Annotated in this window: 15 protein-coding genes; 1 reads left to right on the forward strand and 14 read right to left on the reverse strand. The window is 35.2% G+C overall.

The window, feature by feature from the left end; translation table 11 throughout:
• Positions 1-57 precede the first annotated feature (57 nt).
• From ispE to metG, 8 genes are all read right to left on the reverse strand, one after another.
• Positions 58-924 (reverse strand): 4-(cytidine 5'-diphospho)-2-C-methyl-D-erythritol kinase, encoded by an 867-nt coding sequence (gene ispE, locus NST00_RS02580; protein ID WP_340709614.1) that lies wholly within the window; start codon positions 922-924, stop codon positions 58-60.
• A gap of 166 nt (positions 925-1090) precedes the next feature.
• Positions 1091-1288 (reverse strand): small, acid-soluble spore protein, alpha/beta type, encoded by a 198-nt coding sequence (locus NST00_RS02585; RefSeq protein ID WP_016838854.1) that lies wholly within the window; start codon positions 1286-1288, stop codon positions 1091-1093.
• A gap of 122 nt (positions 1289-1410) precedes the next feature.
• Positions 1411-1674, reverse strand: coding sequence for a biofilm formation stimulator Veg (gene veg, locus NST00_RS02590; RefSeq protein WP_016838855.1), 264 nt, complete (start codon positions 1672-1674; stop codon positions 1411-1413).
• Between the two features lie 152 nt (positions 1675-1826).
• Complete coding sequence (gene rsmA / locus NST00_RS02595; protein ID WP_168412548.1) at positions 1827-2705, reverse strand: 16S rRNA (adenine(1518)-N(6)/adenine(1519)-N(6))-dimethyltransferase RsmA; 879 nt, start codon at positions 2703-2705, stop codon at positions 1827-1829.
• Positions 2698-3264, reverse strand: coding sequence for a ribonuclease M5 (gene rnmV / locus NST00_RS02600; RefSeq protein ID WP_016838857.1), 567 nt, complete (start codon positions 3262-3264; stop codon positions 2698-2700). The genes rsmA and rnmV overlap by 8 nt, the downstream gene beginning before the upstream one ends.
• A gap of 151 nt (positions 3265-3415) precedes the next feature.
• A complete protein-coding gene (locus NST00_RS02605) occupies positions 3416-4609 on the reverse strand; it encodes a G5 and 3D domain-containing protein (protein ID WP_168412547.1) in 1194 nt (397 codons plus the stop codon).
• 133 nt (positions 4610-4742) lie between these two features.
• A complete protein-coding gene (locus NST00_RS02610) occupies positions 4743-5513 on the reverse strand; it encodes a TatD family hydrolase (protein WP_016838862.1) in 771 nt (256 codons plus the stop codon).
• A gap of 251 nt (positions 5514-5764) precedes the next feature.
• On the reverse strand, positions 5765-7729 hold the full coding sequence (gene metG, locus NST00_RS02615; protein WP_340709615.1) for a methionine--tRNA ligase: 1965 nt from the start codon (positions 7727-7729) through the stop codon (positions 5765-5767).
• A 368-nt stretch (positions 7730-8097) separates the two neighbouring features.
• Between metG and NST00_RS02620 the strand changes: the two genes are divergently transcribed.
• On the forward strand, positions 8098-8376 hold the full coding sequence (locus NST00_RS02620) for an AbrB/MazE/SpoVT family DNA-binding domain-containing protein (protein WP_016838867.1): 279 nt from the start codon (positions 8098-8100) through the stop codon (positions 8374-8376).
• Between the two features lie 137 nt (positions 8377-8513).
• Here NST00_RS02620 and rsmI read toward each other — a convergent pair whose 3' ends face one another.
• Genes rsmI through holB form a run of 6 tightly spaced genes read right to left on the reverse strand, consistent with a single transcriptional unit; the run spans position 8514 to position 12626 of the window.
• Entirely contained in the window at positions 8514-9386 is an 873-nt protein-coding gene (gene rsmI, locus NST00_RS02625; RefSeq protein ID WP_016838870.1) for a 16S rRNA (cytidine(1402)-2'-O)-methyltransferase, read from the reverse strand.
• Complete coding sequence (locus tag NST00_RS02630) at positions 9383-9646, reverse strand: GIY-YIG nuclease family protein (RefSeq protein WP_016838871.1); 264 nt, start codon at positions 9644-9646, stop codon at positions 9383-9385. The genes rsmI and NST00_RS02630 overlap by 4 nt, the downstream gene beginning before the upstream one ends.
• Positions 9630-10379, reverse strand: coding sequence for a tRNA1(Val) (adenine(37)-N6)-methyltransferase (locus NST00_RS02635; protein ID WP_016838872.1), 750 nt, complete (start codon positions 10377-10379; stop codon positions 9630-9632). Before NST00_RS02635 ends, NST00_RS02630 begins: the two co-directional genes overlap by 17 nt.
• Positions 10380-10438: 59 nt before the next feature.
• The gene (gene yabA / locus NST00_RS02640; protein ID WP_016838873.1) at positions 10439-10789 is read right to left on the reverse strand and encodes a DNA replication initiation control protein YabA; all 351 of its coding nucleotides are present in this window, start codon (positions 10787-10789) and stop codon (positions 10439-10441) included.
• Between the two features lie 24 nt (positions 10790-10813).
• The gene (locus NST00_RS02645; RefSeq protein ID WP_016838874.1) at positions 10814-11629 is read right to left on the reverse strand and encodes a PSP1 domain-containing protein; all 816 of its coding nucleotides are present in this window, start codon (positions 11627-11629) and stop codon (positions 10814-10816) included.
• Positions 11622-12626, reverse strand: coding sequence for a DNA polymerase III subunit delta' (gene holB, locus NST00_RS02650; RefSeq protein ID WP_016838875.1), 1005 nt, complete (start codon positions 12624-12626; stop codon positions 11622-11624). Before holB ends, NST00_RS02645 begins: the two co-directional genes overlap by 8 nt.
• Positions 12627-12668 lie beyond the last annotated feature (42 nt).

Genomic DNA, 12668 nt, shown 5'->3' on the forward strand with positions numbered 1-12668 from the left:
CCTAATACAAATTAAAATACGAATATTTTATAGAAAAATTATCATAAATGTACGTATTTAGGCAAGAGAATTCCTTTCTCCTAACATGCGTACTGCATAAACTTCATCACAAAAGCCTTTGAGGCCGTTGTACACTCTATTTAATCTTGATTCGCTATCAACAAACCCAAAAACTGTTGGACCGCTTCCACTCATTAGTGCGGCATCTACACCGAATCGGATCATTTGATTTTTAATGACAGCTACTTCTGGATATAGAGAACATGTAACAGATTCAAGAACATTTCCTAAAGACTTGCACATTAAAGAATAATCTTTATTTTCCAAAGCAGTCATCATTTGTTTTGTGTTAGGATGTTCTATATTTTCAAAATTCAGACCTTCATAAATTTTTGCAGTCGATACTCCAATTCTAGGTTTTGCAAGTATTACCCAACAAGAGGGAGGAGCAGGCAATGGTTGAATTTTTTCTCCCCTACCCGTAGCTAAAGCTGTACCTCCATATACACAAAACGGAACATCGGAGCCAATATTAGCTCCTAACTCTGCCAAAGTATCAATCGATAAATTTAAGTTCCACAGTTGATTCAATCCTCGAAGCGTAGCAGCTGCATCACTACTTCCTCCAGCCAGTCCAGCTGCAACAGGGATTTCTTTATGAATCGTAATGGTTGCTCCTTCATGAACGTTATATGTATTTTTTAAAAGTATTGCTGCTTGATATGCAAGATTTCGATCATCTTCCGGTACGATGCCACTTGATGAATGAATGACAATTTTTCCATCGTTCCTTAATTCAAGCCCAATACGATCGGCTAAATCAACTGTTGTCATGACCATTTCTACTTCGTGATATTGATCGGGACGTTTATAAAGTACATCAAGTGTTAAATTTATTTTTGCAGGTGCTTTAATATAAAGCATTCTGATCCTCCTAACAGCTCCTAATACAGGGAAATTTCTTCCGTATATTGTACCATAATGATGGTATCACCATAGATGTTAAATATTAAACATAGAAGTATTAAATAATTTTTGAAAAATGAAAAAATGCCAACAGCCCTTTTAAGAGCCATTGGCCATGTCAACACTACTTATTGATGCTATTTTGGTTCGCTTGCTGTGCTAAACTTTGTTCAGCCATTTCAATTGCTCGCTTCACCATATTACCTGCATCTCTGGCTCTAATTCCGCCCCAACCTTCTCGTTGGACTACATCATAGAAACCGAGCTCTTTTGCAATTTCCTCTTTAAGACGACTCGACATGATCCCGTTTCTTCGTGCCATAGAGATTTGCCTCCTTCAAATAAGTAGGTTGACATCCGTAGTATGCGCAGGTTCATAAAAAAATTGTAGACAAAGTCGATGCAAATATCGGCTTTGTCTACAATTTACAACAAGGCAGAAAATTATTTCACTGCAAGTGCTTGATTATTGTCATCTAAAAAAGTAATTTCCACAGCTTCAGTTAAAATATCAGTGTAACTATAAGAAACACGTTTACAAGCACTATCCTTTTGATCGAGTTCAACAACAAAAACAGCATTGTACGTTTCGCTTAAAATCCCATTGCACTCCATCGTTTTTTTCCGGCCACCATTTGCTTTTAATCGCAAAGGTTTCCCGATGTGTTCATCCAATGTTTTTTTAATCTCAGCTAATGTTTTTGGCATTTCCGCATACACCTCACTATATACTAGTATAGACTAGAAATGCCATTCTGTCAATAAATTATAATATTTTATCAGCAGACAAATATTTTTGTCAACTTATTTTTTTATAAAAATTAAGTTTTCGTCATATTTTTTGTAATGTTTCCCACTAATTACCTAAAATGTGGTAATAAAGCGTCTGAAAGTTTCCCGAATTCTTCAATTGTCAATGTTTCGCCTCTTCTGGTAGGCTCAATGCCACATTGATTCAATGCATCCACAATCTGCTGTTTCTTTTCCTTTCCTGATGGAAGTCCAGACTGTAAATTATTTAAAATCGTTTTTCTTCGTTGAGCAAAAGAGGCTCTAGCTACAATAAATAAAAAGTCTTCATCGATTACTTGGATTGGCGGCATGTTGCGCATCGTTAGTCGAATTACTGCTGAATCTACATTTGGTTGCGGCATAAATACAGTCTTTGGCACCGTCATTACAACCTCTGCTGTCGCATAATATTGCACAGCAATTGATAACGAGCCGTAATTTTTTGTTCCTGGTTTTGCCGTTATACGGTCTGCCACTTCTTTTTGCATCATGACTACCAACCCTCGTATCGGTAAGCGGTCATGCAACAATTTCATCAATATTGGGGTTGTTACATAATACGGAAGATTTGCAACCACCATAATATCTTTGATTCCCTGCATCTCTTCTTCTATAACCTTTGCGACATCCGCTTTTAAAATATCTGAATGAATTACCTTTACATTTGAATAAGGGCTTAATGTATCTTCCAATACAGGTAATAGACGGCCGTCAATTTCAAATGCAACGACTTTCTTACAATTCCTTGCTAAATGCTCTGTTAATGCTCCAATGCCCGGTCCAATTTCAATTGCCCCGCTCTCTTCACTCAAGTTTGCGTAACTCACAATATTCCGAAGAATATTTGGATCAATAATAAAATTTTGTCCCAAACTTTTTTTAAAGGCGAATCCGTATTGATTTAATATTTCTTTTGTTCGTACTGGCGTTGCTATGTCTTTATACATTTTGTTCCTCCTGATCAATTTGCGCTATCGCTTGTGAAAATTGCTCAAAAGTGATTTGAAACATGATTAATCGCTTATGCAGTTGTTTTCCATTTGTCAACCCAATATTTAGTATTTCGCCTAACCGAATTCTGCGATTCTTTGCTAGCGGATGGCCAATGAGGCGGGCACTCATTAAATCCCCAATGGTTATCTCTTCTTTTAAAGGCTTTTCTGTAATGGGTGTATATACATTTTTTAATGCTTGACGTATATCATCATCACTTGCATGTTCAATTCCAAGACCTTTTCCGTTTTTAGCTATACATTTTTCTTTTGAAAGAAAGGCATGTTTTACTCCTGGAATACGCTCCTCGATAATTGCTCGAATTCTTCTACCTGGATAATCAGGATCTGTGAATACAATAACCCCACGTTTTTCGTGAGCATGCTGAATGCGGAGTAATGTTTCTTCAGAAATAGCAGAACCATTAGTTTCGATTGTATCTGCTTTTACTGCTCTTTGAATAGCAATAGTATCATCTTTACCTTCGACAACGATGATTTCTTTAATTTCCAACTTTGTTCCTCTCTTCTACTTTTATCTTGGACAATTGTACAAAACATCAACATTTTTCACAAGAAATGTTCGTTTAAGATTACTGCTCTTCTGCAATTTTAAAAAAAATAAGGCTTTCCCGTTTTTTAAAAACAGGAAAGCTCAATAAAATTTAGTCTAATACTTTAATTCGTACTTTTTTACGACCCCATTGAATAGCTTCTTGCTTTGATTGTACAAGTACGTCAATTTTATTTCCTTTAATCGCACCGCCAGTATCACCCGCAATAGCATATCCATATCCCTCAACCCAAACTTTTGAACCTAAAGGAATTACATTTGGGTCTACTGCAATTACTTTTAAGTTCGGATTGCTACGCAAATTAATTCCTGCAGCGGATGTACCGGAACAACCATCACAGTATGGAGTGTATGCAGTAGCAGTTACATAAAACTCTTTCCCACTTTCGCTTGTACCACGAGATACTTTAGCTGTTACTACTTTAGTTCCCACCGCTACCACTTTTGCTTTAGGTTTTTCGATAATTTGTTCATTCTTTAAAACCTTTTTGACTACTTTTCCATTTTCTTTCGTAATTTCATATGTTCTTGATACTTTTCCTTTTTTTCCTTGTGAAATTACTTTTTCTCTGCCTTTCAACAACGAAGAATCTGATCTTGTTTCTACTGGATAGTTAATTTCTTCCTCCACTACATCGGTAACTTTTTCTACGCGAACAATCGTGACTTCGTCGTTTGGTTTTAGCTTATCACTTAATTTTTTTTCGACACGATCTAGTTCATTTAGTGTTATCTTTTGTTGCTTTAAAAAGTTAGCGACCGTAGTGGAAGTGGACCACACTTGCTTCATTTCAGTTCCATCAACAAGTGTTACCTGAAACGCTTTATTAATTTTAATTTGATTTTCATCACCTAAATCTTCATCCAAAGGAATAGAAACTTCATCGTATTCGGCTACTTGAATGTTTGCTTCACTCAAAATATTTTTGACTTTCGTTTCGGTTGTCCAAATCTCTTGTTCTTTTTCATCGATAATAATTGTTACTTGTTTTGCTTGAATCCACTCAATCTCCATTCCCGATGTAATTTTGGCATCAAGTGAATAAGATAATTTATCATGCATCGATATTTCAATATTTTCATCTTTCAATAATTCTTCAACAGTTTTTGCATGAGTTAATATTTTAATTTCTTCACCATTTGCATGTATTGTCACAGGCTTTTTTGTTCCTTGATACAAAACAAAGGAAATAACTGCCACAAACAATACCATAAACAAAATGGTGACCACTGATTGTTTATACTTGATCCCAAACAAAATTTTCCTTATGGGATTACTTGACATTTAAAAACGCCTCCTTAACACTCGTTGGATTATACGGGCAACTTCTAATTATGTCAACTAAAAAATTTTTTAGTTTAGTATTTTAGTAACTTTAAACCCTATTAATCTGCAGTATTGGAGGCTTTTTTAAAATTTATACATTTAGCTTAAAAATCTTGATTGCATTTTCAGTCGTTGCCTTCGCAACTTCTTCAACCGACATCTCTTTTAACCGAGCAATTTCTTCTGCAACTAACGGTACAAAAGAAGGTTCATTTCTTTTTCCTCGATATGGATGCGGTGCTAAATAAGGTGCATCTGTTTCGATTAATAGATGCTCCAATGCAATTTCTTTCGCCACCATTTTCGGCAAGCGGGCATTTTTAAATGTAACAGGCCCACCTAAACTAATCATAAAATTCATTTTGATGCATTCCAGTGCCGTTTCGACGCTTCCACTAAAACAATGCATGATGCCACCGACCGTTTGAGCGTTTTCTTCCTTCAAAATTCTTACAACATCCCCCGTTGCATCACGATTGTGAATAATGATTGGAAGATTAACTTTTTGCGCCAAACGAATTTGTTGTCGAAATAGTTCTTGCTGTACTTCTTTCGGTGACTTATCCCAATAATAATCCAATCCCGTTTCACCAATGCCAACGACTTTAGGGTGATGGGTCAACTCTTCAATCCATGCTAAATCTTTTTCTGTGCAATCGATTGCGTCTACTGGATGCCAACCAATTACTGCATATATAAATTCATATTCCTCTATGAGTTTTATTGCTCGCTCGATCGTTATTCGATCAAAGCCAACAACAATCATTTTTTCAACTTTTGCAGCTCGTGCTCTATCAATTACTTCTTGTAAATCTTCTTGAAATTGATCTGCATTTAAATGAACATGTGTGTCAATAAACATTTTGATTACACCTACCGTCTATTTTATTGCTAACGAACATTACTGACTTAACAAAAAGATTACAATTCGATTACAAGAACCCAATCTTATGATATTTACCTTATTTTTTCGTAATAAATATAGTCTATTCATACTAAAAGGTTTTCATTTAATTCCAATTAACCACCAAAATCGTTATGTTAATATAATTAATTAAAATGAGTTTTGAACAAAAATGCCTGTTGAATCATTTCATCAACAGGCTAATCACATTATTTTACTTTCGCACCATTTTCCAAAGCAGAATCTACTGTCGCAATTTTTAACACACCATCATGAGAACCAGCTAAAATCATACCTTGAGACAACTCGCCACGAAGCTTAACTGGTTTTAAATTGGCCACAACAATTACTTTTTGACCAATTAATTCTTCAGGTTTATAATGCTCAGCAATTCCTGAAACTACTTGACGTTGTTCATAGCCTAAATCCACTTGAAGTTTAAGTAGTTTATCGGTTTTCGGAACTGGTTCACATGCTGTAACAGTACCTACTCTTAAATCGAGTTTTAGGAAATCTTCAATTGTGATTTCCGGCACTTCAGGAGCTTCTATTGGCTTTTTCGTTTCTTCCTCTTGAGGTGTTTTTACAGAAGCTCGCATCTGCTCACGAATATATTCTATTTCTACTTCAGCGTCCAATCTTGGGAAAATTGGTACTCCTTTTTCTACCACTTTTGTGTTTTCTGGTATAACATTTCCGAACTCTTCAATCGTTTCCCAAGCCAATAATTTTTCATCTAAACCAAGTTGTTCCATTATGCGTTTTGGTGTTTGTGTCATAAACGGTTGTAACATTACTGCAATATGACGTAAACTTTCGGCCAAATTATACATTACTTGACCTAATTTGCCATGGTTTTCGTCATTTTTTGCCAACACCCAAGGCTCTGTTTCATCAATGTATTTATTTGTTCTTGAAATAAATGACCACAATTCTGCTAATACAACACTAAACTGCATTTTATCCATGTTGGCTTCATATGCAGCTTTTGTTTCTTTTGCGTGAGTTTTTAATGATGCATCAAATTCTGTTTCTTCTAAACCTTTTGTTGGTATGATTCCATCAAAATATTTATTAATCATTGAAACCGTACGATTCAATAAATTACCTAAATCATTTGCTAAATCATAGTTTGTCCGCTCTACAAATGATTCTGGAGAAAATACGCCGTCTGCCCCAAATGGTAATTCGCGAAGTAAGAAGTAACGCGTTGCATCCAATCCGTAACGATCAATTAACATTTCCGGATAAACAACATTCCCCTTCGATTTCGACATTTTTCCATCCTTCATCATAATGAAACCGTGGGCAAATACTTTTTTCGGAAGCGGTAATCCCAATGCCATTAGGAAGATCGGCCAATAAATAGTATGGAAACGAACAATATCTTTTCCTACGACATGAACATCGGCTGGCCAATACTTATTGAATAATTCTTCATTATCCGAACCATATCCAAGAGCAGTAATGTAGTTTGTTAGCGCATCTACCCAAACATAAATGACATGTTTAGGATCTCCTGGTACTTTAATTCCCCAATCAAAGGAAGTTCTTGAAACAGAAAGATCCTCTAATCCCGGTTTAATGAAGTTATTAATCATCTCATTTTTTCGTGATTCCGGTTCAATAAACTCTAGGTTTTCTTCATAATATTGAAGTAAACGATCAGCATATTTTTGCATATTAAAGAAATAGGATTCTTCTTTCAACTTTTGAACAGGGCGTCCACAATCTGGACAATTGCCTTCAATTAGCTGAGTTTCTGTAAAGAAAGATTCGCAAGGAGTACAATACCAACCTTCATATTCTCCTTTATAAATATCTCCGTTGTCTAAAAACTTTTTAAAGATTTTCTCAACACTTTTTACATGACGTTCTTGTGTGGTTTGGATAAAATCATCATAAGAGATATCCATTTTCTCCCACAATTCTTTTGCTGCTTTAGCAATTTCATTCACATATTCTTGCGGATGTTTTCCAACTTCTTGGGCTTTTTGTTGAATTTTTTGTCCATGCTCATCCATTCCTGTTAAGAAACGAACATCATATCCGCGCAATCTTTTATATCGTGCCATAGCATCAGATGCCACAGTTGTATATGCTGTACCAATATGAAATTTTCCGCTTGGATAATATATTGGTGTTGTTATATAAAACGTTTTCTTCTCACTCACCTAAACTGCCTCCATTGTCAACTATATATAGTATTTATTGTAACGATTAACTATTTCTGTTTCAACGCTAACATATTATACTAAAGTTTTGACGAATTTTACTAATTCAATCAATTAAAAAATTAATGGAACTTTTTGTCTAAATACTACGTTTTATAATAATATTCTTTAACGATTAATACTTTTTTAATAAAAAAAACGAATTTTTATAAATTCTTTTATTAAATCTCAAAACTTCAATGCTAATTTATTGACGTTTATTCCTTTTATTGGTATTATTCTAGACAGACAAAGAATAAATGTCGAATTTTGGCGAATACGAGATTTATTCTAAAATTATGACTCATTTATAGGAGGAAAACATTGTCATGAAATCTACAGGTATTGTTCGTAAAGTTGATGAGTTAGGTCGTGTAGTGATTCCAATTGAGCTTCGACGCACACTTGGCATCAATGAAAAAGATGCACTAGAAATCTACGTAGACGATGATAAAATCATCCTCAAAAAATACATGCCTAACATGACTTGCGCTATTACTGGAGAAGTTTCAGATCAAAATTTCCGCTTAGCTGGAGGAAAATTAATTTTAAGTCCAGAAGGTGCCGAAATTTTACTGAAAGAAATTCAACAACAGTTAAACAAATAAGTTGAATATGGGGACGTGTCTGATAAGGCAAATCGCTCCTCATACGACACTAGTGCATTTTTATCTATCAGAGGAACATAACTTCGATTTTCGAAGAGGGTTGGCTGTCTAGATAGTTTCTAGACAGCCCTTCTTTTTTATAAATGATATTGCTGATAAACCTCCCTTTTGGGAAGACCTCTTAATTTAGCCACTTCTTTAATTGCCTCTTTTGAAGAAAGTTGTTTTTCTCTCATTAGTAAATCTACGTGTTCTTGAATCGTCATGTTTGTCCAATAAGCATCTTCATTGTTTTCTTCCACTTCATTTTGCGATCCTTCAATAACGATACAAAATTCCCCTCTCACTTCATTCTCTTCTGTCCATTGAATTGCTTCTTCTACAGTACCACGTAAAAACTCTTCAAATTTTTTTGTTAACTCTCGTGCTAAAACAATTTTCCGATTGCCTAACTCGGCTGCTAAATCTTTTAATGTATCTTTTAGACGATGGGGTGCTTCATAAAAGATTAATGTTTCTTTTCGATTTTTGAGATTAGATAACTGTTTTTTTCGTTCTTTTTTGTTGCGATTTAAAAAACCGAAAAAGTAAAATGGTTGAGGCGTTAAACCAGATGCAATTAAAGCTGACATGGCTGCATTGGCACCTGGTATAGGAACTACTGCAAAATCTTCCTCAATCGCTTTTTGAGCAATATCAGCACCGGGGTCAGATATGCAAGGCATCCCCGCATCACTTACTAATGCTACTGATTTCCCATCTCTTAACCACTGCAATATTTTTTCTCCTGCTTGTTCTTGATTATGTTCATGATAGCTAACTAACGGTGTCGTAATGTCGTAATAATGACAAAGTTTTTTCGTATTTCTTGTGTCTTCTGCCGCAATGATGTCCACTTCTTTTAAAATGCGCAATGCCCTGATTGTAATGTCTTCTAAATTTCCAATGGGCGTCGCAACTAAATATAAACAACTGCTTTGTTCATACATGCTACTTTTTTGAGATTTCATTTTTTACATCTCCCAATATATTTCAATTTTTCGCTACGTTTTAATTGTTTAAAGGCGTATTCAGCTCTCATTGCTTGCTCTTTTGTTTCATAAATTTCATAATATATGCATTTTACCGGCCGCTTTCCTCTCGTATATTTTGCTCCTTTGCCCGCATTATGCTGATTCACTCTTCGTTCTAAATCATTCGTATATCCCGCATAAAAAGATGAATCGGCACATTCCAAGACGTAAAAATAATGTTTATCCTTTTCCACCATATAAGATTTCACTCATTTCAGCTGTATACTGATTGTTGTCATCATATACATACAGAGGAGGCAAAATTTTTAAATCCGGCTTGCCATCTTTGATTCCCTCAATCAACAACATATTTGCTTCTTTCCCCATTTTCGGATAGATAAAGCGAATTCGTTTCGGTTCTAAACGATGTTTCCGCATAGAAGTAATAATATCAAGTAATCTCCCCGGTCTATGTACAAAGGCTGCCTTTCCGCCTTGTTTCAGCAACCTGCTTGCCGCATGAATTGCCTCATCCAATGTAAGCAATACTTCATGGCGGGCAATCGTATAGTGCTCGTTTAAGTTTTTATCGCTTGATTCAATATCTAAAAAATACGGTGGATTACATGTCACAGCATCATATTTTTCAATGCCGAGTAGCGGAGGAATGTCCTTTACATCACCATGAACCATTTGAAGTTGATTTTCTAATCTATTGTATTGAATACTTCTTACTGCCATATCATACAGCCGCTCTTGAATTTCCACTCCAATAATCTTTGCTTTTGTGCGAGTGCTTAAAAATAAAGGAATAACACCATTTCCTGAACATAAATCAACAATTTGTCCCTTTGAAATAGGAATGTTAACAAACTTCGCTAATAAAACGGCATCTAAAGAAAAAGAGAAAACGGAAGGACTTTGAATAATTCGTAAATCCTCTGCTAATAAATAATCTAACCGTTCATCATCCTTTAACCAATCTTCCACACTTACACACTCCTCATGAAAATAAAAGACTGTACCCAATTCGGGTATCAGCCTTTACATTAACCATTTTTATTAAAAAACGATAGACAAAACAAGCAGTCTTCACCCTTGCGGGAACTTCCGAAATGTACATTGCATACGTGAAACCCTTCTTGATATAGTCGAGCTAAATTATCATATCCTTCCCCAATATCTAAATAGCTTTTCTTTTCACCTTGTTCAGAAGTTCCTTCTGCTGCTTTCGAAAGTTCTTCTAGTCGTCTTCTTAAATGAAAGTTTTCTGTTTGAAGTGACTGATGTTCTTCTACCATATGTGCAACAAATTTTTTTAACTCGTTAAACTGCTGTTGTAACGTTTCTAGTTGCTGTTCAAATTCCATTATAGAATCCAAAAAATTACGGTCCCTCAACCAAGCCACCCCATTAGTTTTAATCTATATCAGATTCTTTTCACACTCGAGTATTTCCTCCAGCGTATATTCAACGGTGCGTTCAAGCTCTTCTAAATATACTTGAATGACTCTTTCTAGCACATTGATTCCAACGACTGTTCCAATCCCATCAGGAGTAATAGTTGTCTCGCCAATATCAGGCATTCCATCTTTCGCTGTTTCGTAATCGTCATTTTCATATTTTAAACAGCACATAAGACGACCACATAATCCTGAAATTTTTGTCGGATTTAATGATAAATTTTGATCTTTCGCCATTTTAATTGAGACCGGATCAAAATCTCCTAGAAATGTTGAACAGCAGAGCATTCGACCACAAGGACCAATACCTCCAAGAAGCTTAGCTTCATCCCTTACACCGATTTGGCGAAGTTCGATACGAGTTCGGAAAATCGCAGCTAAATCTTTCACTAATTCACGGAAATCGACTCTTCCCTCTGCTGTAAAATAAAAAATCACTTTATTTCGATCGAATGTATATTCAACATCAACAAGTTTCATCTCCAGTTGATGTTCAGCAATTTTTACATTCGCTATATCAAAAGCTCGTCTTGCTTCAGCTTTGTTTTCTTCCACTTGGATTTTATCTCGCTCTGTAGCAGGACGTAAAACTTGCTTTAAAGGCAAAACAACATCATTTTCACCAACTTGTCTCATTGGAACAACAATTTTTCCATATTCGACACCTCGAGCTGTCTCAACAATGACATATTGGTCTTTTTCAAGTTGATATTCTCCAGGGTCGAAATAATATATTTTACCCGCCCGTTTAAAGCGGACACCTACCACATTATACAAAGGAATACCCCTCCTGCAATTTCAGCATAAGCTGTTCCATTAAAAGCGTGCGATTCATATTACGACCTACATTTTGTCTTGCTTGTAATATTGCTTGCATTTGATTCGACAATTGTTCGAAAGTAGAAGTTAATGCAATTTCCTTCCATGTATCTACCATATCTGGATAGGTACAAGAACTTTCAGGGTTTGCCTTTATAGCTACAATATCACGATAAGCTAACAGAAGTAAATCAAGACTGAGTTCAAAATCACTTTTATCTTTTACATTTGGAAGCCATTCATCATATACAATTAGCATGGCTTCATTGACATTTTTTCTAACAGTCTCAACTAATTTTAACACTGTTTTTCTCGCTAGTGCAAACTGCTCATCTTGTGCTAAAGCAAGACCTTTTTCAAGACTATTTGTCACTTGACTGACAGTTGATGCCATGGAAAACGTTAACCCTTGCTGTTGTAATTGTTGGACTAAAAAGTCTTTAGGAATACTTGAAAATTTAATATGCTGACAACGTGATTGAATCGTTGGCAATATCGATTGATATTGCTCCGTTAAGAGTATTGCTGTCACTAATCCATCTGGTTCTTCTAAAAATTTTAATAATGTATTACTTGCAGCATTATTCATTTTATCTGCATGATGAACTACATAAATTTTTCTGCCTTCTTCCATACCTGTTTTTGTCATATTTGATATTAAATCACGAATTTGTTCAACTTTAATAAATTGACCATCAGGTTCTATTTGCAAAACATTGGGATGATTGCCTGATTCTATGCGTTTACAATTTCTGCATGTTTCACATGGAACATTTTTCGACGGACTTTGACATAACATTAATTTAACAAAAAACTTCATTACTTCTTTTTTGCCTGTTCCTCTTTCGCCTTCAAAAATATAAGCATGTGCAATACGTCCCTTTTCAAAAATCATTTGTAATTGTTTTATGACGATTGGTTGCAGCTTCATTAGCTCATCCACTGTATCAAGCATTTCTTTTCACCTTTTCTTTGATCAGGATGACTTCCTTCATTT

The sequence above is a fragment of the Ureibacillus sp. FSL K6-0165 genome (assembly GCF_038004285.1).
GTDB lineage: Bacteria > Bacillota > Bacilli > Bacillales_A > Planococcaceae > Ureibacillus > Ureibacillus thermosphaericus.

Excerpts from the sequence above, each read along its gene's own strand:
- ispE (WP_340709614.1), bottom strand. The coding sequence starts at position 924 with ATGCTTTATATTAAAGCACCTGCAAAAATAAATTTAACACTTGATGTA.
- NST00_RS02585 (WP_016838854.1), bottom strand. The coding sequence starts at position 1,288 with ATGGCACGAAGAAACGGGATCATGTCGAGTCGTCTTAAAGAGGAAATT.
- veg (WP_016838855.1), bottom strand. The coding sequence starts at position 1,674 with ATGCCAAAAACATTAGCTGAGATTAAAAAAACATTGGATGAACACATC.
- rsmA (WP_168412548.1), bottom strand. The coding sequence starts at position 2,705 with ATGTATAAAGACATAGCAACGCCAGTACGAACAAAAGAAATATTAAAT.
- NST00_RS02605 (WP_168412547.1), bottom strand. The coding sequence starts at position 4,609 with ATGTCAAGTAATCCCATAAGGAAAATTTTGTTTGGGATCAAGTATAAA.
- NST00_RS02610 (WP_016838862.1), bottom strand. The coding sequence starts at position 5,513 with ATGTTTATTGACACACATGTTCATTTAAATGCAGATCAATTTCAAGAA.
- NST00_RS02620 (WP_016838867.1), top strand. The coding sequence starts at position 8,098 with ATGAAATCTACAGGTATTGTTCGTAAAGTTGATGAGTTAGGTCGTGTA.
- rsmI (WP_016838870.1), bottom strand. The coding sequence starts at position 9,386 with ATGAAATCTCAAAAAAGTAGCATGTATGAACAAAGCAGTTGTTTATAT.
- NST00_RS02630 (WP_016838871.1), bottom strand. The coding sequence starts at position 9,646 with ATGGTGGAAAAGGATAAACATTATTTTTACGTCTTGGAATGTGCCGAT.
- holB (WP_016838875.1), bottom strand. The coding sequence starts at position 12,626 with ATGCTTGATACAGTGGATGAGCTAATGAAGCTGCAACCAATCGTCATA.